Annotated in this window: 19 protein-coding genes and 1 tRNA gene; 11 read left to right on the plus strand and 9 right to left on the minus strand. The window is 67.4% G+C overall.

Annotated elements, in window-relative coordinates:
• The first annotated feature begins 42 nt into the window (after positions 1–42).
• Positions 43–1,011: a thioredoxin-disulfide reductase gene (trxB, locus tag ACWDAG_RS15625; RefSeq protein ID WP_450696128.1), complete on the plus strand. Its 969-nt coding sequence runs from the start codon at positions 43–45 to the stop codon at positions 1,009–1,011.
• 41 nt (positions 1,012–1,052) lie between these two features.
• Entirely contained in the window at positions 1,053–1,385 is a 333-nt protein-coding gene (gene trxA / locus ACWDAG_RS15630; RefSeq protein WP_003991504.1) for a thioredoxin, read from the plus strand.
• A 94-nt stretch (positions 1,386–1,479) separates the two neighbouring features.
• Here trxA and ACWDAG_RS15635 read toward each other — a convergent pair whose 3' ends face one another.
• From ACWDAG_RS15635 to rpmH, 9 genes are all read right to left on the minus strand, one after another.
• Complete coding sequence (locus ACWDAG_RS15635; protein WP_450696129.1) at positions 1,480–2,097, minus strand: GNAT family N-acetyltransferase; 618 nt, start codon at positions 2,095–2,097, stop codon at positions 1,480–1,482.
• 329 nt (positions 2,098–2,426) lie between these two features.
• Positions 2,427–3,527 carry a ParB/RepB/Spo0J family partition protein gene (locus tag ACWDAG_RS15640; RefSeq protein ID WP_450696130.1) on the minus strand — a complete coding sequence of 367 codons (1,101 nt, stop codon included), beginning with the start codon at positions 3,525–3,527 and terminating at the stop codon, positions 2,427–2,429.
• Positions 3,524–4,597, minus strand: coding sequence for a ParA family protein (locus ACWDAG_RS15645; RefSeq protein WP_450696327.1), 1,074 nt, complete (start codon positions 4,595–4,597; stop codon positions 3,524–3,526). Before ACWDAG_RS15645 ends, ACWDAG_RS15640 begins: the two co-directional genes overlap by 4 nt.
• Positions 4,598–4,898: 301 nt before the next feature.
• Complete coding sequence (gene rsmG / locus ACWDAG_RS15650) at positions 4,899–5,615, minus strand: 16S rRNA (guanine(527)-N(7))-methyltransferase RsmG (RefSeq protein WP_450696131.1); 717 nt, start codon at positions 5,613–5,615, stop codon at positions 4,899–4,901.
• Between the two features lie 120 nt (positions 5,616–5,735).
• On the minus strand, positions 5,736–6,248 hold the full coding sequence (locus ACWDAG_RS15655) for a R3H domain-containing nucleic acid-binding protein (protein ID WP_266957587.1): 513 nt from the start codon (positions 6,246–6,248) through the stop codon (positions 5,736–5,738).
• A gap of 15 nt (positions 6,249–6,263) precedes the next feature.
• Positions 6,264–7,547 carry a membrane protein insertase YidC gene (yidC, locus tag ACWDAG_RS15660; protein ID WP_450696132.1) on the minus strand — a complete coding sequence of 428 codons (1,284 nt, stop codon included), beginning with the start codon at positions 7,545–7,547 and terminating at the stop codon, positions 6,264–6,266.
• Between the two features lie 3 nt (positions 7,548–7,550).
• On the minus strand, positions 7,551–7,904 hold the full coding sequence (yidD, locus tag ACWDAG_RS15665; protein WP_266957591.1) for a membrane protein insertion efficiency factor YidD: 354 nt from the start codon (positions 7,902–7,904) through the stop codon (positions 7,551–7,553).
• A complete protein-coding gene (rnpA, locus tag ACWDAG_RS15670) occupies positions 7,901–8,272 on the minus strand; it encodes a ribonuclease P protein component (RefSeq protein WP_351473067.1) in 372 nt (123 codons plus the stop codon). Before rnpA ends, yidD begins: the two co-directional genes overlap by 4 nt.
• A 21-nt stretch (positions 8,273–8,293) precedes the next feature.
• Complete coding sequence (gene rpmH, locus ACWDAG_RS15675; RefSeq protein WP_005482975.1) at positions 8,294–8,431, minus strand: 50S ribosomal protein L34; 138 nt, start codon at positions 8,429–8,431, stop codon at positions 8,294–8,296.
• A gap of 374 nt (positions 8,432–8,805) precedes the next feature.
• Here rpmH and dnaA point away from each other — a divergent pair, with 374 nt between their 5' ends.
• From dnaA to ACWDAG_RS15720, 9 genes are all read left to right on the plus strand, one after another.
• Complete coding sequence (dnaA, locus tag ACWDAG_RS15680; protein WP_450696133.1) at positions 8,806–10,719, plus strand: chromosomal replication initiator protein DnaA; 1,914 nt, start codon at positions 8,806–8,808, stop codon at positions 10,717–10,719.
• An 856-nt stretch (positions 10,720–11,575) separates the two neighbouring features.
• Positions 11,576–12,706, plus strand: coding sequence for a DNA polymerase III subunit beta (dnaN, locus tag ACWDAG_RS15685; RefSeq protein WP_450696328.1), 1,131 nt, complete (start codon positions 11,576–11,578; stop codon positions 12,704–12,706).
• A gap of 140 nt (positions 12,707–12,846) precedes the next feature.
• Positions 12,847–13,722, plus strand: a complete 876-nt coding sequence (gene gnd, locus ACWDAG_RS15690) for a phosphogluconate dehydrogenase (NAD(+)-dependent, decarboxylating) (RefSeq protein WP_450696134.1) — start codon at positions 12,847–12,849, stop codon at positions 13,720–13,722.
• 55 nt (positions 13,723–13,777) lie between these two features.
• Positions 13,778–14,899, plus strand: a complete 1,122-nt coding sequence (gene recF, locus ACWDAG_RS15695; RefSeq protein ID WP_450696135.1) for a DNA replication/repair protein RecF — start codon at positions 13,778–13,780, stop codon at positions 14,897–14,899.
• Positions 14,896–15,429 (plus strand): DUF721 domain-containing protein, encoded by a 534-nt coding sequence (locus ACWDAG_RS15700; protein WP_450696136.1) that lies wholly within the window; start codon positions 14,896–14,898, stop codon positions 15,427–15,429. Before recF ends, ACWDAG_RS15700 begins: the two co-directional genes overlap by 4 nt.
• A gap of 412 nt (positions 15,430–15,841) precedes the next feature.
• The gene (gyrB, locus tag ACWDAG_RS15705; protein ID WP_450696137.1) at positions 15,842–17,902 is read left to right on the plus strand and encodes a DNA topoisomerase (ATP-hydrolyzing) subunit B; all 2,061 of its coding nucleotides are present in this window, start codon (positions 15,842–15,844) and stop codon (positions 17,900–17,902) included.
• Between the two features lie 42 nt (positions 17,903–17,944).
• Positions 17,945–20,539, plus strand: a complete 2,595-nt coding sequence (gene gyrA / locus ACWDAG_RS15710) for a DNA gyrase subunit A (protein ID WP_450696138.1) — start codon at positions 17,945–17,947, stop codon at positions 20,537–20,539.
• An 18-nt stretch (positions 20,540–20,557) separates the two neighbouring features.
• On the plus strand, positions 20,558–21,361 hold the full coding sequence (locus ACWDAG_RS15715) for a DUF3566 domain-containing protein (protein WP_450696139.1): 804 nt from the start codon (positions 20,558–20,560) through the stop codon (positions 21,359–21,361).
• A gap of 292 nt (positions 21,362–21,653) precedes the next feature.
• A tRNA-Ile gene (locus tag ACWDAG_RS15720) sits at positions 21,654–21,730 on the plus strand.
• The last annotated feature ends 82 nt before the right edge of the window (positions 21,731–21,812 follow it).

Consider the following 21,812-nt stretch of genomic DNA (forward strand, 5'->3'; position numbering starts at 1 on the left):
CCCCCGGTCCGACGACGCAGTCCAGAGACGAGGAAACAAGCCGTGAGCGACGTCCGTAACGTGATCATCATCGGCTCCGGGCCCGCCGGCTACACGGCGGCGCTCTACACCGCGCGCGCGTCGCTGAAGCCGCTCGTGTTCGAGGGCGCCGTCACCGCGGGTGGCGCGCTGATGAACACCACCGACGTGGAGAACTTCCCCGGCTTCCGGGACGGCATCATGGGCCCCGAGCTCATGGACAACATGCGTGCCCAGGCCGAGCGCTTCGGCGCCGAACTCGTCCCGGACGACATCGTCTCCGTCGACCTGACCGGTGAGATCAAGACCGTCACCGACACCGCCGGCACCGTGCACAAGGCAAAGGCCGTCATCGTCACCACCGGCTCCCAGCACCGCAAGCTCGGCCTGCCGAACGAGGACGCCCTCTCCGGCCGCGGTGTCTCCTGGTGCGCCACCTGTGACGGCTTCTTCTTCAAGGACCAGGACATCGCCGTGATCGGCGGCGGCGACACCGCGATGGAGGAGGCCACCTTCCTCTCCCGCTTCGCCAAGTCCGTGACGATCGTCCACCGCCGGGACACCCTGCGCGCCTCCAAGGCGATGCAGGAGCGCGCCTTCGCCGACCCGAAGATCAAGTTCATCTGGGACAGCGAGGTCGCCGAGATCCAGGGCGCCCCGAAGCTCTCGGGTCTGAAGCTGCGCAACCTCAAGACCGGCGAACTCTCGGACCTGGCGGTCACCGGCCTGTTCATCGCGATCGGCCACGACCCGCGCACCGAACTCTTCAAGGGTCAGCTCGACCTCGACGAGGAGGGTTACCTCAAGGTCGCCGCTCCTTCCACCCGCACCAACGTCACCGGCGTCTTCGCCGCCGGTGACGTGGTCGACCACACCTACCGCCAGGCGATCACCGCCGCCGGTACCGGCTGCTCCGCCGCGCTCGACGCCGAGCGCTTCCTCGCCGCGCTTGCGGACGAGGAGCAGGCCGAGCCCGAGAAGACCTCTGTCTGACCTCCATCCGCCCCACGCACCAACCAGTTAAGGAGCCCGCCGTGGCCGGCACCCTGAAGAATGTGACCGACGACTCCTTCGAGCAGGACGTCCTCAAGAGCGACAAGCCTGTCCTGGTGGACTTCTGGGCCGCCTGGTGCGGCCCGTGCCGCCAGATCGCGCCGTCCCTTGAGGCGATTGCCGCCGAGTACGGCGACAAGATCGAGGTCGTCAAGCTCAACATCGATGAGAACCCGGGTACGGCCGCCAAGTACGGCGTCATGTCCATCCCGACGCTGAACGTCTACCAGGGCGGCGAGGTCGCCAAGACCATCGTCGGTGCGAAGCCGAAGGCCGCGATCGTCCGCGATCTTGAGGACTTCATCGCCGAGTAGTCGGCAAAGCCGTCGAGTCAGCGGCGGATGTTTCACGTGAAACACGAATGGGCCAACCCCGCAGGGTCGGCCCATTCGCTTGTCCGGACGCCTTTCACAGCGGCCTCAGCACCGGCTCCTTCTGCACGGCCCCCAGCAGCCGGTCGAGCGCCATCTCCACGTCTTCCTTCCAGGACAGCGTCGTCCGCAGTTCCAGCCTCAGACGGGGGTAAGTCGGATGAGGGCGGACCGTCTTGAAACCCACGGCCAGAAGATGGTCAGCCGGCAAGACGCACGCGGGTTCCTTCCACCGTGCGTCACCGAAAGCCTCGATCGCTTTGAAGCCTCGCCGCAGTAGATCCTTGGCGACCGTCTGGACCATGACCCGCCCGAGCCCCTGCCCCTGATAGCCCGGCATGATGAACGAGGTCATCAGCTGCACGGCGTCAGACGAAACGGGACTCGTGGGAAAAGCCGTGGAGCGCGGAACGTAGGCCGGAGGGGCGTACAGAACGAAGCCCACCGGCACATCGTCGACGTAGACGACCCTGCCGCAGGACCCCCAGTCCAGCAGGACCGCCGAGATCCACGCTTCCTTCTCCAGGGCGGACGTGCCCGCTTTTACCGCGGCCTCACCGCTGACTGGGTCCAACTCCCAGAAGACACACGCCCGACAGCGTTTGGGAAGGTCCTGAAGGTTGTCCAGCGTGAGCGGTACAAGCCGACGCCCCATGAAGCCTGTTCCTCGCTTCCTTCGCCCGCCGCGTCGCGGGCGACTGTCAGAGCGCTCCGTTCCCTCAGCAGGCTGCCGACGAACCCGCCGACCGCGCCCAGCCCGAGACCTGCGCTCACCAGTCCGGTGCGGCTCATCGTTCGCATGGCCCCTGCCTCCCTCTCAGAGGTACTGCCAGGTGGATGCGCCATACCCGAACGCATCGTATCCACGAAGCGATTCCATCGATACCGCCTGAAAGCAAAGAGCGGGCCGTGTTCCGGTACACACCGGACACGGCCCACTCTGTCGGCCCACAGAACGAAACCGCCCTGCCGACCTCAGGCTGTCTAGGCCTCGAGGTCCTCGGCGTCGTCCTCCAGGAGGCTCTTCTGCAGGACCGGTCCCTCGCCGGGCGCGAGACTGCTGAGGATCCGCTCCAGGTCCTCCATGGAGGCGAACTCGACGGTGATCTTGCCCTTCTTCTGCCCCAGGTCGACCTTCACCCGTGTCTCGAAACGGTCCGAGAGACGGGTCGCGAGGTCGGTCAGCGCAGGGGAGACCCGGGCACCGGCCCTAGGCCCCTTGGACCGCTGGGCCGTCTGCGGCCGCGACCCCATCAGGGTCACGATCTCCTCGACGGCTCGCACGGACAGTCCCTCGGCCACGATCCGGTGGGCCAGCCGGTCCTGCTCCTCCGAGTCCTCGACGGACAGCAGCGCCCTCGCATGACCCGCGGACAGTACCCCGGCAGCAACCCGACGCTGGACCGCCGGCGAGAGCTTCAGCAGACGCAGCGTGTTGGAGACCTGCGGACGGGAACGACCGATCCGGTCGGCCAGCTGGTCGTGCGTGCAGTTGAAGTCCTTCAGAAGCTGGTCGTAGGCAGCGGCCTCTTCCAGCGGGTTCAGCTGCGCCCGATGCAGGTTCTCCAGGAGGGCATCCAGGAGAAGCTTCTCGTCCTCCGTGGCCCGCACGATCGCCGGGATCGCCTCCAGGCCGGCCTCACGGCAGGCCCGCCAGCGCCGCTCGCCCATGATGAGCTCGTAGCGTGCGGGGCCCAACTGCCGTACGACAACCGGCTGGAGGAGACCCACCTCCTTGATGGAGGTGACGAGTTCCTGCAGCGCGTCCTCGTCGAAGACCTCACGCGGCTGGCGCGGGTTCGGCGTGATGGAGTCGAGAGGCAGCTCCGCAAAGTGGGCGCCCACTGGAGACTCGGGCGCCTCCGCGACGCCGTTCAGCGACGGCTCCTCGGTTTCATGTGAAACAGGCGGCAGCGTTGTCACCTTCGCCGCGGCCACTCCCCGGTCGGTGGTCAGCACCGGGACCGCCGACGGCGACGCAGAACCAGCGCCTCCCATCGCGGCCGGAGCCGGCGTCTTCTCCGTCGGGGCAGCAGGGATCAGTGCGCCGAGACCACGGCCCAAACCCCTCCGTCGCTCACTCACTGAATCCCCTCCACCATGCTTGGATCACTCTGGGCGCCGATGTGGGCATGCGGCGCGTCGTATGTCACGCCCACGCCCTTCAGCGCAATTTCTCGTGCCGCCTCAAGATAGGACAGGGCGCCGCTCGATCCCGGATCGTAGGTCAGCACCGTCTGCCCATAGCTCGGCGCCTCGGAGATGCGGACCGAGCGGGGAATGCTCGTCCGCAGCACCTCCTCGCCGAAGTGGCTGCGCACCTCGTCCGCGACCTGGGACGCGAGGCGCGTCCGACCGTCGTACATGGTGAGCAGGATCGTCGATACATGCAGCGTGGGGTTGAGGTGCCCCCGCACCAGGTCGACGTTGCGCAGCAGCTGCCCCAGACCCTCCAGCGCGTAGTACTCGCACTGGATGGGGATGAGGACCTCCGCGCCGGCCACCAGCGCGTTGACCGTCAACAGGCCGAGCGAAGGGGGACAGTCAATCAGGATGTAGTCCAGCGGCTGCTCATAGGCCTGGATGGCTCGCTGCAGTCGGCTCTCCCGTGCCACCAGGGACACCAGCTCGATCTCCGCACCGGCGAGATCGATCGTGGCGGGGGCGCAGAAGAGACCCTCGACATCGGGGACCGGCTGGACGACCTCAGCCAGGGGCTTGCTCTCGACCAGGACGTCGTAGATGGACGGGACTTCGGCGTGATGGTCGATCCCCAGCGCAGTGGATGCGTTGCCCTGAGGGTCGAGGTCGATCACCAGGACTCGGCCGCCGTGCAGGGCCAGGGAGGCGGCAAGGTTGACGGTGGTCGTCGTCTTGCCGACACCGCCCTTCTGGTTGGCGACCACCATGACGCGTGTCTGCTCGGGCCGTGGCAGGCCCTCGCCTGCGCGGCCGAGAGCCTCCACCGCCAGTTGGGCAGCACGACCGATCGGAGTGTCGTCCATCGGGGGCGGTGTTTCACGTGAAACATCCTCCCCCGTCGACTCGGTACGGGGACCGGGGACCGGATCGGTCATCGGTCCCGCGATGTTGGCGTCGGACCGCAAGGATTCACTCTCCTCGACTTCAGGCTCGCAATGAACAGAGCCTCCCATGTCTTCGGGGTCGTGAACCAGTGAGGCCTGTTGTTCTGTGGAGAAATCCACCTCTGTGGACAACTCGGCCCCCCTCACGGGGGACCTGATCTCGTCGGATACGGATGCCTCTCCGAGTGAACCGAGAGGCTTACGGTCGCGGGGTTCGGCAGCGGCGCGGCCGCGGCTGATGATGCCGTGGAGCAGTGAGCGACGTTTCACGTGAAACACGATGCACAGCGGCGGTGGCCGAACTGTCGCGACACTCCGGCGTGCGTAGGTTTGGCAGCTTGTGTGGAGTACGTCTCGTCGTCAGGCCGGATCAGCGGCGCCGACGTGCCCGCCCCGTGCGTGCGGCCTTGGCCTTCTTCGCCGCGAAGCGCACCCCGCCGGGGCTCTCTCCGACCTCGACCCGCACGACGGTGGACAGAGGATCCACCACTCCCTCACCCACATGCAGGATGGACGTCTCCACGGCACCGAGTTTACTGAGCGCCGTGGCCGCGCTCTTGAGCTCCTCCTCAGCGGTGTCGCCCTTGAGTGCAAGCATCTCCCCGTACGGCCGAAGCAGCGGAATGCCCCACGTGGCCAGTCGGTCCAGAGGGGCCACAGCCCGTGCCGTCACGACATGCACCGGCGTCACCTTGCCCATGACCTCCTCGGCACGGCCGCGGACGACCGTCACATGGTCCAGCCCGAGCAACTCCACGACCTCGGTGAGAAAGTTCGTACGCCGCAGCAGGGGTTCCAGCAGCGTGATCTTCAGGTCTTCGCGGACCAACGCCAGTGGAATGCCCGGCAGGCCGGCACCCGAGCCGACATCGCAGACGGTCACGCCCTCGGGCACGACCTCAGAAAGGACCGCGCAGTTCAGCAGATGCCGCTCCCACAGACGAGGCACCTCACGCGGGCCGATCAGACCACGCTGCACACCCGCCTCAGCGAGCAGTTCCGCATAGCGGACCGCGTCCGCGAAGCGATCACCGAACACCGCGCGCGCCTGCTCGGGCGCAGGGGGAAGCTCCGCTGCCTCCGTCACGGGGGACCGTCCTTCCGTACCGCATCAGCGCACCGAGCGCCGTGACCACCAGAACTATCAGGCTGACAAAGCTCGGCCCCGCCTGCGCGACAGACGGGGCCGGAGGAACGTACGGACCGATCAGGCCGGGAGCACAACGACGAAGCGCTGCGGCTCCTCGCCCTCGGACTCGCTGCGCAGGCCCGCAGCCTTGACGGCGTCGTGCACGACCTTGCGCTCGAACGGCGTCATCGGCTTCATCTTCACAGGCTCGCCGGTGCTCCTGACCTCGGCGGCCGCCTTCGCACCCAGCTCGGAAAGCTCGGCGCGCTTCTTTGCGCGGTAGCCGCCGATGTCCAGCATCAGCCGGCTGCGGTCCCCGGTCTCCCGGTGCACGGCCAGGCGCGTGAGTTCCTGCAGCGCCTCCAGCACCTCACCGTCACGGCCGACCAGCTTCTGCAGGTCTCGGCTGCCCGCGTCGCTGATGATCGAGACAGCGGCGCGGTCGGCCTCGACGTCCATGTCGATGTCGCCGTCGAGATCGGCGATGTCCAGCAGACCCTCGAGGTAATCCGCCGCGATCTCGCCCTCCTGCTCCAGGCGGGTGAGGGTGTCTGCACCCTCGGCAGCGGCGGAGGTGGTGCCTTCCGTCACGGGATGGGCTCCTTCTTACTTCTTGGACGGGGACTTGGGGCGCTGCGGACCCTTGCGCTGCCCGGACTGGGCCTTGCTGCGGGTACCGCCGCCGGGCTTCGGCTCGGCCTTCTTCGCAGCGGCGGAGGGCTCGGCGTCCTCCGGCTCGTCCGACTTGCTCAGCGACGTCTTCGGCTCGGAGTCACCGGCCGCCTTCGCACTGCCGGACTGGCGCTGGGCCTTGCTCTGCCGCTTGGGCTGCTGGCGCTTGGGAGCGGCGGCGCCACCGGTGGTCGCCGTGCCGTCCTCGGACTGGGCGGCGGCGGCACTCTCGCTCTTCATCACGGTGCCGTCGGTCTGGGCAACGAGACCCGCCTTGTTGAGGGCGTTGATGAACTTGCGCTCGAACTCGTTGCGGTCACGGCCCTTGGCGACGATCGCCTTGACGATGGTCTTCTCGCTCCGCTTGCGGGTCTTGCCGTGGTGCGTGACGTGCTTGGCCAGGCGCTCCAGGTAGGCGGCCTGGGCCTTGGAGCCCGGGGTCGGGTTGTTGTGGATGACGTACATCTGCTGGCCCATGGTCCACACGTTGGTGGTCAGCCAGTAGACGAGGACACCGACCGGGAAGTTGATGCCGAAGACGGCGAACATGACCGGGAAGACGTACATCAGCATCTTCTGCTGCTGCATGAACGGCGTCTTCACCGTGGTGTCGACGTTCTTCGTCATCAGCTGGCGCTGCGTGTAGAACTGCGACGCCGACATCAGGACGATCATGATCGCGGTGACCACACGGACGTCGGTGAGGGAGGCGCCGAGCGACTCCACCTTCGCCGAGCTGTCGGTGAACTTCGCCGCCAGAGGGGCACCGAAGATGTGCGCCTTACGGGCACTGGCGAGCAGCGAGTCGTTGATGACACCGATCGTCGAGCCCGTCGCGATGCCGTTGAGCACGTGATACAGGGCGAAGAAGAACGGCGACTGCGCCAGGATGGGAAGGCACGAGGAGAGCGGGTTGGTGCCCGTCTCCTTGTACAGCTTCATCATCTCTTCGGACTGGCGCTGCTTGTCGCTCTTGTAGCGCTCCTGGATCTTCTTCATCTCGGGCTGCAGTGTCTGCATCGCCCGGGTCGCCTTGATCTGCTTCACGAAGAGCGGGATCAGGCAGATACGGATCAGAATCACCAGGGACACGATGGACAGGCCCCAGGCCCACCCCGTGTCGGGACCGAAGATCTTCCCGTACACCGAGTGGAACTGGACGATGACCCATGAAACGGGTGTCGTGATGAAGCTGAAGAGGCTGGCAATCGTGTCCACTAATCATGCTCCTTGGGCATGGGACGAGGTCTCTGCGGCCGGGCTCGAAGGAAGATTCTCCTCGGTGGCCGGTTCGCCGGCGGAGGGCCCGCCCTTGCGTGCACGCCAGGCGCCACGCAGCATTTCGTGCCACCGCGGACGCTTGCGCGGCGGGACATGATCCACACCGCCCAGCGACCACGGATTGCACCGCAGGATGCGCCATGCGGTGAGCGCAGTGCCCTTGATCGCACCATGCCGGTCGATGGCCGTGTAGCCGTAGTGGGAACACGACGGGTAGTACTTGCACACCGGCCCGAGCAGCGGACTGATCGTCCACTGGTACAGCTTGATCAGAGCCAGCAGCGGGTACTTCATCGCGCGCCCCCTCCCAGCAGCCGCTCGATGGCGGCATCCAGGTCTCGGGCCAGTTGTGCATGGTCGGCGTCACCCGCACCGGGCAACGCTCGTACGACTACCAGGCTACCGGGGGGCAACAGGACGACTCGGTCGCGCATCAGGTGGCGCAGTCTGCGCTTGACCTTGTTGCGCACCACCGCACCGCCCACGGCTTTGCTCACGACGAAACCCGCACGCGTCGGGGGAGCGCTCTCCCCAGGCGCGTGCGGGTCCGTGGCACCGCTACGAAGATGGACGACGAGGGACGGGCGTCCGGCCCGGCGCCCTCGTCGTACCGCGGTCGCGAAGTCCTCGCGCCGCCTCAGCCGGTTCTCGGTGGGCAGCACGACGGCATGACCTGACCGGGATCAGGCGGACAGGCTGGCGCGACCCTTGCTGCGGCGGTTCGCCAGAATCGCGCGACCGGCACGGGTACGCATCCGCAGGCGGAAGCCGTGGGTCTTGGCGCGACGACGGTTGTTCGGCTGGAAGGTGCGCTTGCTCACTCGGGGGCTCCAGAAATCAATCGGTGGTGGCGGGTGCCGCCCTGGCTGTCACCGTGCGCCCACGAGTAGCTCGCAGTTACGCCCGATTGCACCGCTTCCCGATCACCTGACGCGATCTGTGCCCATCGGAGGCAGGCGGCAGCAGCCATCGACAACTCGACCTGGTTACGGTACGCGGGGCTACGCCATCCGGTCAAACCAGCGGTCACTGGGAGACACTATCCACAGCCTGGGGACAACAACTTGAACCGCACCCGCCGCCCTGACTACCGTGGCTGAACTCCGATTCGTTCCCTTGTACCTGCCCCACCCCATTTGAATCCCGACCCGTCCCACAATCACACGTTCGTGGGACCCGTGAGAGAGCGTGCCCTGTGGCTGACGTACCTGCCGATCTTGCCGCAGTGTGGCCACGAGTATTGGAGCAACTTCTCGGTGAGGGCCGCGGACAGGGCGTAGAGACCAAGGACGAGCACTGGATCCGGCGCTGCCAGCCACTCGCGCTGGTCGCCGACACCGCACTGCTCGCCGTACCGAACGAGTTCGCGAAAGGCGTGCTCGAGGGCCGCCTCGCCCCGATCGTCAGCGAGACGCTGAGCCGCGAGTGCGGCCGCCCGATCCGCATCGCGATCACCGTCGACGACTCCGCGGGCGAACCCCCCGCCCCGCCGGCGCCACCGGCCCGCCCCCAGCCGCGCTACGAGGAGCCCGAGCTCCCCTCCGGCCAGTACGACGGCTACGGCCGCCACCGCGCCGACGACCGCCGGGCGAACCGCCCCGAGCACCCCCCCGGCGACCAGGGCGACCAGCTCCCCACGGCCCGCCCTGCCTACCCCTCGGAGTACCAGCGCCCCGAGCCCGGCGCCTGGCCGCGCCCGTCACAGGACGAGTACAGCTGGCAGCAGCAGCGCCTCGGCTTCCCCGAGCGGGACCCGTACGCCTCGCCGCCCCAGGACTCCTACGGCTCCCCGGCACAGGACGCGTACGCCCCGCCCTCCCAGGACTACCGCCCGCAGTCGATGGAACGCCCGCCGTACGAGGCGCAGCGACCCGACTACGACCAGCCGCGCCCGGACTACGACCAGCCCCGACCCGATTACGACCAGCGTGACGCCCGCCGGGAACTGCCCGAGCAGCCGCCCGGCTCCGGGCACGTCCACCGCGGCGGCCCCGTCGGCTCCTCGCTGCCCGCCTCCAGCGGCGCCCCCGGTCCGCTGGCCGCGAAGCCCGCGCCGGCCACCGGCCCCGGTGAGCCCACCGCGCGCCTGAACCCGAAGTACCTCTTCGACACGTTCGTCATCGGCGCCTCCAACCGCTTCGCACACGCGGCCGCGGTCGCCGTCGCCGAGGCACCGGCAAAGGCGTACAACCCCCTGTTCATCTACGGGGAGTCAGGGCTCGGCAAGACACACCTGCTGCACGCCATCGGGCACTACGCGCGAAGCCTCTACCCGGGTACACGTGTGCGGTACGTGAGCTCGGAGGAGTTCACCAACGAGTTCATCAACTCCATCCGCGACGGCAAGGGCGACAGCTTCCGCAAGCGCTACCGCGAGATGGACATCCTGCTCGTCGACGACATCCAGTTCCTCGCGGACAAGGAGTCGACCCAGGAGGAGTTCTTCCACACCTTCAACACGCTCCACAACGCCAACAAGCAGATCGTGCTCTCCAGCGACCGGCCACCCAAGCAGCTGGTGACGCTGGAGGACCGGCTGCGGAACCGTTTCGAGTGGGGCCTGATCACCGATGTCCAGCCGCCCGAGCTGGAGACCCGCATCGCGATCCTCCGCAAGAAGGCGGTCCAGGAACAGCTCAACGCCCCGCCGGAGGTACTGGAGTTCATCGCCTCCCGCATCTCGCGCAACATCCGCGAGCTGGAGGGCGCGCTGATCCGCGTGACGGCGTTCGCCTCGCTCAACCGGCAGCCGGTGGACCTGGGCCTCACCGAGATCGTCCTCAAGGACCTGATCCCCGGCGGCGAGGACTCGGCGCCCGAGATCACCTCGACCGCCATCATGAGCGCGACCGCCGACTACTTCGGCCTCACCGTCGAGGACCTGTGCGGCACCTCACGCGGCCGAGCGCTCGTGACGGCCCGCCAGATCGCCATGTACCTGTGCCGGGAGCTGACGGACCTCTCCCTGCCGAAGATCGGCGCGCTCTTCGGCGGCCGCGACCACACCACGGTGATGCACGCCGACCGCAAGATCCGCAATCTGATGGCCGAGCGACGCTCCATCTACAACCAGGTGACCGAGCTGACGAACCGCATCAAGAACGGCTGACAGCCACACACGCACCTCGTCGAGGGCGCCCCGGGACAAGCTCCCGGGGCGCCCTTCTTCGTCCCGGGGATGCCCGGTGTTCGATTACTCGCCGAGTTACGGCCACTCTCCACAGATTCGAGGACTTTCTGCCGTCCACATCCTGGGGACTGCCAAGTTGTCCAGAGCTCGGTCCACAGGGGCCCCGTTGAAGGACCATTCAGGCAGGTCAAGTGGCTGTGGATCCGTGGATGGAGGATCTCCACAGACTGTGGACAGACAACCGATCCACAAGCTGTGCACGAAGTTGTCCACCGACAACCCACAGGCTGAGCCCGATTGTCCCCAGCGAACACCACGTTCTCCACATCGCTGTCCACTGTTCGGCAACGTGACGCGCCTGATCACCGCGTCGAGTGAAAGGCGTCACACAAAGGTGCCGGGTTGGGCTGTGGGCAACGTGGGTAAAGCTGGGGACGGCGCTGGGGAGAACTCACCTCAGGCTGTGCACGGAGTGTGCAGAACTTTCCGTTCTCCACAGACCTGCAAAGTTGTCCACCGTCTCCGCCCACAGGGCCCGTGGACAAAATCTCGCCTCTGAGCTGGGAAAACAGGGTTATCCACGGTTTCCACAGCCCCTACTACTACTCCCGACTAGAGAGAGCGAGAAGTTCGTTTCGAAGGGGGTCCTGTGCACAACTTGCCGTCCGGCCTCCGGCTGCCCCTCGTCACGACTTGACCCCGAGAGGCACCTACTGTCAGTGCCGTGCGTCAGACTGTCCCCGGTGTCCTTCCCACCGCAGGGACCGACGACACCGAGACAGACGACGAAGCCAGGCAGGGCGAGAAGCGCCGGCAACAGCAGGAGGCGGCAACAGTGAAGATCCGGGTGGAACGCGACGTACTCGCGGAGGCAGTTGCCTGGGCGGCGCGCAGCCTCCCGGCCCGTCCGCCGGCGCCTGTCCTCGCCGGCCTCCTGCTGAAGGCCGAGGACGGCGCTCTCAGCCTCTCCAGCTTCGACTACGAGGTCTCCGCGCGTGTGTCCGTGGAGGCGGAGGTCGAGGAGGAGGGCACCGTCCTCGTCTCCGGCCGGCTGCTCGCCGACATCTGCCGTGCCCTCCCCAACCGCCCGGTGGAGATTTCCACAGACGGTGTACGGGCGACCGTGGTCTGTGGGTCCTCGCGGTTCACACTCCACACCCTGCCTGTGGAGGAGTACCCGGCGCTGCCGCAGATGCCGAACGCCACGGGCACCGTCCCCGGTGAGGTCTTCGCCTCCGCTGCCGCCCAGGTGGCCATCGCGGCCGGCCGTGACGACACGCTGCCCGTCCTCACCGGTGTGCGCATCGAGATCGAGGGCGACACCGTCACCCTGGCCTCCACCGACCGCTACCGTTTCGCGGTCCGCGAGTTCCTATGGAAGCCGGAGAACCCCGAGGCCTCCGCGGTCGCCCTGGTGCCCGCCAAGACGCTCCTGGACACCGCCAAGGCCCTCACGAGCGGCGACAGCGTGATCCTGGCGCTGTCCGGCTCCGGCGCGGGCGAGGGGCTGATCGGTTTCGAGGGCGCCGGGCGGCGCACCACCACCCGCCTCCTCGAGGGCGACCTCCCGAAGTACCGCACGCTGTTCCCGACGGAGTTCAACACCGTCGCCGTCATCGAGACCGCCCCCTTCGTGGAGGCCGTCAAGCGTGTGGCCCTGGTCGCCGAGCGCAACACCCCGGTGCGGCTGAGCTTCGAGCAGGGCGTGCTGATCCTGGAGGCCGGCTCCAGCGACGATGCACAGGCTGTGGAGCGCGTGGACGCGCAGCTCGAGGGCGACGACATCTCGATCGCCTTCAACCCGACGTTCCTGCTGGACGGCCTGAGCGCCATCGACTCGCCGGTGGCTCAGCTGTCGTTCACGACGTCCACCAAGCCCGCGCTGCTCAGCGGCAAGCCGGCGCTGGATGCCGAGGCGGACGAGGCCTACAAGTACCTGATCATGCCTGTGCGGCTCAGCGGCTGATCTCTCCCCTCAGAGAATCCGCAGGTAGGGGCGTACTTATGAGCGGGTATGCCCACAGGTGTGCGCGAGCGTCCGGGTTTAGGCTCGGACGCAGGTACGAATGTGCCCCACACGCCACACAGCAACCTAAGGAACAACTGATGGAGCTCGGTCTCGTCGGCCTCGGCAAGATGGGCGGCAACATGCGCGAGCGGATACGCCGCGCAGGCCACACCGTGATCGGATTCGACCGCAACCCGGACCTCGCCGATGTCCACAGCCTGGAAGAGCTTGTGGGCAAACTCAGCGGGCCCCGCGTGGTCTGGGTGATGGTCCCGGCCGGTGCCGCCACCCAGTCGACGATCGACGAGCTGGCCGAGCTCCTGGAGCCGGGAGACGTCGTCGTGGACGGCGGCAACTCCCGCTGGACGGACGACGAGAAGCACGCCGAGGAGCTGGCGGCCAAGGGCATCGGCTTCGTCGACTGCGGTGTCTCCGGCGGGGTCTGGGGCCTGGAGAACGGCTATGCGCTGATGTACGGCGGCGACGTGGAGAACGTCGCCAAGGTGCAGCCGGTCTTCGACGCGCTGAAGCCCGAGGGGAAGTTCGGCTCGGTGCACGCCGGCAAGGTCGGCGCGGGCCACTTCGCGAAGATGGTCCACAACGGCATCGAGTACGCGATGATGCAGGCCTACGCCGAGGGCTGGGAGCTGCTGGAGAAGGTCGACTCGGTCACGGATGTGCGCGAGGTCTTCCGTTCCTGGCAGGAGGGCACGGTCATCCGTTCCTGGCTGCTGGACCTCGCGGTGAACGCCCTCGACGAGGACGAGCACCTGGACAGGCTGAAAGGTTTTGCACAGGACTCCGGCGAGGGACGCTGGACTGTGGAAGCCGCCATCGACAACGCCGTGCCGCTGCCCGCGATCACGGCCTCCCTCTTCGCGCGGTTCGCGTCGCGTCAGGAGGACTCTCCGCAGATGAAGATGATCGCGGCGCTGCGGAACCAGTTCGGCGGCCACGCGGTCGAGAAGAAGTAATCCACAGGGCTGTTGAAAAGGCAGCCCGCAACCTGGGGGAGGTCGGCGACCGACCATGCACGTCACGCACCTGTCGCTGGCCGACTTCCGCTCGTACGCCCGGGTCGAGGTTCCGCTGGACCCGGGCGTCACCGCTTTCGTCGGCCCGAACGGGCAGGGCAAGACGAACCTCGTCGAGGCCGTCGGATATCTCGCCACCCTGGGCAGTCATCGGGTGGCCTCCGACGCCCCTCTGGTGCGCATGGGCGCCGACCGCGCGGTCATCCGGGCGCAGGTCAAACAGGGCGAGCGGCAGCAGCTGGTCGAGCTGGAGCTGAACCCCGGCAGGGCCAACCGTGCCCGCATCAACAGGTCCTCGCAGGTCAGGCCGCGTGATGTGCTGGGCATCGTACGGACTGTCCTGTTCGCGCCCGAGGACCTTTCCCTGGTCAAGGGGGACCCCGGTGAGCGGCGTCGTTTCCTGGACGAGCTGATCACCGCTCGTTCCCCGCGGATGGCCGGCGTGCGCTCCGACTACGAGCGGGTCCTGAAGCAGCGCAACACGCTCCTGAAGTCGGCCGCGCTGGCCCGTCGGCACGGCGGCCGTTCCATGGACCTGTCCACGCTCGACGTCTGGGACCAGCATCTCGCGCGCGTGGGTGCCGAGTTGCTCGCCCAGCGCCTGGACCTGGTCGAGGCGATCCAGCCGCTGGCCGACAAGGCGTACGAGCAGCTGGCGCCGGGGGGCGGCCCGGTCGGCCTGGAGTACAAGCCGTCCGCGCCCGGTGAGGCCCATACCCGCGACGATCTCTACGAGCAGCTGATGGGGGCGCTCGCCGAGGCGCGCAAGCAGGAGATCGAGCGGGGCGTCACCCTCGTAGGACCCCATCGGGACGATCTGCTTCTCAAACTCGGTCAGCTGCCCGCCAAGGGGTACGCCTCCCACGGGGAGTCCTGGTCGTATGCGCTGGCGTTGCGCCTTGCCTCGTACGACCTGCTGCGGGCCGAGGGGAATGAGCCGGTGCTCGTCCTCGACGATGTCTTCGCGGAGCTCGACACCCGTCGCCGGGAGCGCCTGGCGGAGCTGGTCGCGCCGGGTGAGCAGGTGCTGGTGACGGCCGCGGTGGACGACGACGTACCGCACGTACTGACCGGGACGCGGTATTCCGTGTCGGACGGGACGGTGGAGCGCGCATGACGGACCAAGAGCCCGCGCCCAAGAAGGCCCCCGAGCCGTCCGGCGTCGACCTCGCGCGCGTGGCGCTGAGGGCGGCGAAGGAGCAGGCACGCGCGCGTGGGGACGCGGCGCAGCAGAAGAAGCAGGCGCGGCGCGGTGGACTGCGCTCCGGCGCGCGCGCAGACGGGCGCGACCCGATGGCGCTCGGTGCTGCGATCAACCGGCTCATCACCGAGCGGGGTTGGGAGACCCCGGCGGCCGTGGGCGGGGTGATGGGCCGCTGGCCGCAGATCGTGGGCGAGGACGTGGCCAAGCACTGTGTGCCGGAGAAGTACGACGAGGACGAGCGCGTCCTGGTGGTGCGCTGCGATTCGACGGCCTGGGCGACGAATCTGCGCCTGCTCGCCCCGACGCTCGTGGCCCGTCTCAACGAGGACCTCGGGCATGGCGCGGTGAAGATGATCAAGGTGAACGGTCCCGGCGGTCCCGCCCGTCGCTACGGACCCTTGCGTGCCCCTGGCAGCACGGGGCCCGGCGACACGTATGGGTGACAGACCTCACATCTGCAGGTCGTCGGCGGTCCGGTCGTGGCCTCGGCGGCCTCTGCGTCGTACCGCCGCACACGGTTGCGAATTGCGACCTGACTCCCAAGTAGCCAAGGGTTGACAGTCGGAAGCGCTGAGTGCCTCCGTGAGCCTCTTGGAGCCCTGCTCCGTATATGGGGACCCGGCAGACGCCGGTTCAGGGCGCCACATGAGGACTCAGGTACCGGCAAACCCCCATCACTGTCGGCGCTACCGGTAGACTGGAAGCCAATCCCGCCCCAGTCGTGGGGACGTCCGGGAAAAGCTGAGCAACGCTGAACAAGGCTTACCAACGCAACATGCCGCAGCCGCTCCGGCAACCCTCCCCCGGAGGGGTCCCCCCAGAGCCTGGCTCGTGCTGTGCCAGAAAGGGCGCTTCGTGGCCGATTCCGGCAACCCCAACGAGAACATCCCGTCCACCGACGCCGGCGAGAACGGCGCGGTGACCTCGTCGAACGGCGAGGTCACCGCCTCGTACGACGCCAGCGCCATCACCGTCCTCGAGGGCCTGGACGCGGTCCGCAAGCGCCCCGGTATGTACATCGGCTCGACCGGTGAGCGAGGGCTGCACCACCTCGTGTACGAGGTCGTCGACAACTCCGTCGACGAGGCACTGGCCGGCCACGCGGACACCATCGACGTGACGATCCTCGCCGACGGCGGCGTCCGCGTCGTCGACAACGGCCGCGGCATCCCGGTGGGCATCGTGCCCTCCGAGGGGAAGCCGGCGCTCGAGGTCGTGCTGACCGTTCTGCACGCGGGCGGCAAGTTCGGCGGTGGCGGCTACGCGGTCTCCGGTGGTCTGCACGGCGTCGGCGTCTCCGTCGTGAACGCGCTGTCCTCGAAGGTCGCGGTCGAGGTCAGGACCGACGGTCACCGTTGGACGCAGGACTACAAGATGGGCGTCCCCACGGCGCCGCTGGCCAAGCACGAGGCCATCGAGGAGACGGGCACGTCGGTCACCTTCTGGGCCGACGCCGACATCTTCGAGACCACCGACTACTCCTTCGAGACGCTCTCGCGGCGCTTCCAGGAGATGGCGTTCCTCAACAAGGGTTTGACGATCAAACTCACTGATGAGCGCGAGTCGGCGAAGGCCACCTCCGGGGCGGACGAGGCGGGTGCCGACGAGACCGCCGAGGTCAAGCACGTCACGTACCACTACGAGGGCGGCATCGTCGACTTCGTGAAGTACCTCAACTCCCGCAAGGGAGACGTGGTGCACCCGACGGTGATCGACCTCGAGGCGGAGGACAAGGAGAAGAGCCTCTCCCTCGAAGTCGCGATGCAGTGGAACAGCGGTTACAGCGAGGGCGTGTACTCCTTCGCCAACATCATCCACACGCACGAGGGCGGTACGCACGAAGAGGGCTTCCGCGCGGCGCTCACCAACCTGATCAACAAGTACGCGCGCGACAAGAAGCTGCTGCGCGAGAAGGACGACAACCTCACGGGTGACGACATCCGCGAGGGTCTGACCGCGATCATCTCGGTGAAGCTGAGCGAGCCGCAGTTCGAGGGCCAGACCAAGACCAAGCTGGGCAACACGGAGGCGAAGACCTTCGTCCAGAAGGCGGTCTACGAGCACCTCAACGACTGGCTGGACCGCAACCCGAACGAGGCCGCGGACATCATCCGCAAGGGCATCCAGGCGGCCACCGCGCGCGTGGCGGCCCGCAAGGCCCGTGACCTGACGCGTCGTAAGGGCCTGCTGGAGTCGGCGTCCCTGCCGGGCAAGCTCTCCGACTGCCAGTCGAACGACCCCACCAAGTGCGAGATCTTCATCGTCGAGGGTGACTCCGCCGGCGGCTCGGCCAAGTCCGGCCGCAACCCGCAGTACCAGGCGATCCTCCCGATCCGAGGAAAGATCCTCAACGTCGAGAAGGCGCGGATCGACAAGATCCTGCAGAACCAGGAGATCCAGGCGCTGATCTCGGCCTTCGGCACGGGCGTGCACGAGGACTTCGACATCGAGAAGCTCCGCTATCACAAGATCATCCTGATGGCGGACGCCGACGTCGACGGCCAGCACATCAGCACCCTGCTGCTGACCTTCCTGTTCCGCTTCATGCGGCCTCTGGTCGAGGCCGGGCACGTGTACCTGTCCCGTCCCCCGCTGTACAAGATCAAGTGGGGCCGTGACGACGTGGAGTACGCCTACTCGGACCGCGAGCGTGACGCGCTGATCGAGATGGGCCGTCAGCGCGGCAAGCGCGTCCGTGAGGACTCGATCCAGCGCTTCAAGGGTCTCGGCGAGATGAACGCCGAGGAACTGCGCGTGACCACGATGGACCAGGAGCACCGGGTCCTCGGCCAGGTCACCCTGGACGACGCCGCGCAGGCCGACGACCTGTTCTCGGTCCTGATGGGCGAGGACGTGGAGGCGCGCCGCCAGTTCATCCAGCGCAACGCCAAGGACGTCCGCTTCCTCGACATCTGAGTCGGTCTCAGCTGACCGCACCAGGAAGGATCTTCACCAGCAATGGCCGACGAGAACACTCCCGTCACCCCTGAAGAGGGCGGCGAACTCGCGATGCGTGTCGAGCCCGTGGGGCTCGAGACGGAGATGCAGCGCTCGTACCTCGACTACGCGATGTCCGTCATCGTCTCGCGAGCGCTGCCGGACGTCCGGGACGGCCTCAAGCCCGTCCATCGCCGCGTCCTGTACGCCATGTACGACGGCGGATACCGCCCCGAGCGCGGCTTCTACAAGTGCGCCCGCGTCGTCGGCGACGTCATGGGCAACTACCACCCGCACGGCGACTCCTCGATCTACGACGCGCTGGTCCGCCTCGCGCAGCCGTGGTCGATGCGGATGCCGCTGGTGGACTCCAACGGCAACTTCGGCTCTCCGGGCAACGACCCGGCGGCGGCCATGCGCTACACCGAGTGCAAGATGGCGCCGCTGTCGATGGAGATGGTCCGTGACATCGACGAGGAGACCGTCGACTTCACGGACAACTACGACGGCCGCTCCCAGGAGCCGACCGTCCTGCCGGCCCGCTTCCCGAACCTGCTGATCAACGGCTCGGCCGGTATCGCGGTCGGCATGGCGACCAACATCCCGCCGCACAACCTGCGCGAGGTCGCGGCCGGTGCCCAGTGGTACCTGGAGAACCCCGACGTCTCCCACGAGGAGCTGCTGGACGCGCTCATGGAGCGCATCAAGGGCCCCGACTTCCCGACCGGCGCGCTCGTCGTCGGCCGCAAGGGCATCGAGGAGGCCTACCGCACCGGCCGTGGCTCCATCACCATGCGCGCGGTCGTCGAGGTCGAGGAGATCCAGAACCGCCAGTGCCTGGTGGTCACGGAGCTGCCGTACCAGACCAACCCCGACAACCTCGCGCAGAAGATCGCCGACCTGGTGAAGGACGGCAAGATCGGCGGCATCGCGGACGTCCGCGACGAGACCAGCTCCCGTACCGGTCAGCGTCTCGTCATCGTCCTCAAGCGTGACGCGGTCGCCAAGGTCGTCCTGAACAACCTGTACAAGCACACGGACCTGCAGACGAACTTCGGCGCCAACATGCTGGCGCTGGTCGACGGCGTCCCGCGCACGCTCTCCCTGGACGCGTTCATCCGCCACTGGGTGACGCACCAGATCGAGGTCGTCGTCCGCCGTACGCGCTTCCGCCTGCGCAAGGCCGAGGAGCGGGCGCACATCCTGCGCGGCCTGCTGAAGGCCCTGGACGCCATCGACGAGGTCATCGCGCTGATCCGGCGCAGCGACACCGTCGACATCGCGCGCACGGGCCTGATGGAGCTCCTGGAGATCGACGAGATCCAGGCGAACGCCATCCTCGAGATGCAGCTGCGCCGACTGGCCGCCCTGGAGCGCCGGAAGATCATCCAGGAGCACGACGAGCTCCAGGCGAAGATCACCGAGTACAACGAGATCCTCGCCTCCCCGGTCCGCCAGCGCGGCATCGTCAGCGAGGAACTCGCCGCGATCGTCGAGAAGTACGGCGACGACCGCAAGACGATGCTGGTGCCCTTCGACGGTGACATGTCCATCGAGGACCTGATCGCCGAAGAGGACATCGTCGTCACCATCACGCGCGGCGGCTACATCAAGCGCACCAAGACGGAGGACTACCGCTCGCAGAAGCGGGGCGGCAAGGGCGTACGCGGCACGAAGCTGAAGCAGGACGACATCGTCGACCACTTCTTCGTGTCGACCACGCACCACTGGCTGCTGTTCTTCACCAACAAGGGCCGCGTCTACCGCGCGAAGGCCTACGAGCTTCCGGACGCCGGCCGTGAGGCGCGCGGCCAGCACGTCGCGAACCTGCTCGCCTTCCAGCCGGACGAGGCGATCGCCGAGATCCTCGCGATCCGCGACTACGAGGCGGCGCCGTACCTGGTCCTCGCCACCAAGGGCGGCCTGGTCAAGAAGACGCCGCTGAAGGATTACGATTCACCCCGCTCCGGCGGTGTGATCGCGATCAACCTCCGGGAGACGGAGGACGGTTCGGACGACGAACTGATCGGAGCCGAACTCGTTTCGCCCGATGACGATCTGCTTCTGATCAGCAAGAAGGCGCAGTCGATCAGGTTCACTGCCACGGACGAGAGCCTGCGGCCCATGGGCCGTGCCACCTCCGGTGTCAAGGGCATGAGTTTCCGTGAGGGCGATGAACTTCTGTCGATGAATGTTGTTCGACCCGGTACGTTCGTGTTCACTGCTACGGACGGTGGGTACGCGAAGCGGACTGCCGTCGACGAGTACCGCGTCCAGGGTCGCGGCGGCCTCGGTATCAAGGCCGCCAAGATCGTGGAGGACCGCGGTTCGCTGGTCGGCGCGCTGGTGGTCGAGGAGACCGACGAGATCCTCGCCATCACGCTGTCGGGCGGTGTGATTCGTACGCGAGTCAACGAGGTCAGGGAGACGGGCCGTGACACCATGGGCGTCCAACTGATCAACCTGGGCAAGCGCGATGCCGTCGTCGGTATCGCTCGTAACGCCGAGGCGGGACGCGAGGCGGAGGAGGTCGACGGCGATGTGGCCGTCGACGAGACCGCCGAAGGTGCCGCGACCACCGGCACGGACGAGGGTGAGGCGCCCTCGGACGAGTAGCACGAGGAGTGAGTCATCGTGAGCGGAGCCACGGGCGCCGGATCGGCCGCTACCCCCACGGGTACGGAATCGGACGGAGGCGGCCGTGGCTCCGCCGCGCGTGCGACGGATCCGCACACGACCCAACTGCGCAAGATCGACGCAGCCGAGACCGACTCGCCCTCGTCCAAGACTCATGGATCCCAGGGGGGAACTGTGACGGAAGCCCGAGGCCCGCAGACGCAGCAGCAGAAGGCCGGGGCGGCTCCGGCCGCCCAGCCGCAGCCGCAGCAGCCTCCGGCCCAGCCCGCACCGCCGCAGGCGGCCTCTCCGCTCCCCGGTGAGCGGCAGCCGCAGCAGCCGGCCGGGCCCTACCACCCGCCGCAGGCCTACCAGAACCAGGCACAGGCGCCCACCCACTCACCGACCGGTGCCGTACGGCGGCCGCGCACCGGCGCGCGCACCACGCCCCGTATCCGCAAGGCACGTCTGCGCGTGGCGAAGGCCGATCCGTGGTCGGTCATGAAGGTGAGCTTCCTGCTCTCCATCGCGCTGGGCATCTGCACGATCGTCGCGTCCGCGGTGCTGTGGATGGTCATGGACGCTATGGGCGTCTTCTCGACGGTCGGCGGCACGATCTCGGAAGCCACCGGATCCAACGAGTCGAACGGCTTTGACCTGCAGTCGTTCCTGTCGCTCCCGCACGTCCTGACGTTCACGTCGATCATCGCGGTCATCGACGTCGTCCTCGCGACGGCTCTCGCGACCCTCGGCGCGTTCATCTACAACCTCTCCGCGGGCTTCGTGGGCGGCATCGAGCTGACCCTCGCCGAGGACGAGTGACATTGACCGTGAGCGTTGCTTCAAACCTTTGCCATCGGTTCTGACCTCTGCCATCCGGTTCTTACCTTGACCACCGGTTCTGACCTCTGCCGGGATCTGGCCTCTGCCGTCGGCACTGACCTCGATCACCGGTTCTGACCGTTGCCACTGGTGCTGACCGTTGCCACCGGTTCCGACCGCAGCCGGGTTCTGGCCTCTGCCACCGGTCCCGAGACAACCGATTTTGGGACTGCCCACGTCGTGCGCTAATCTTCAGGGGTCAGCGCGCGGGACACACACCGCAGAGCGCGGCGGGGCTATAGCTCAGTTGGTTAGAGCGCATCCCTGATAAGGATGAGGCCACAGGTTCAAATCCTGTTAGCCCCACCAGCGAAAAGACCCCCGGATCATTGGTCCGGGGGTCTTTTGACACCAACGGCTGACACCAACAGCCGGGGCCGCGTCAGGTGGT

It is taken from the genome of Streptomyces sp. NPDC001157 (genome assembly GCF_053598255.1).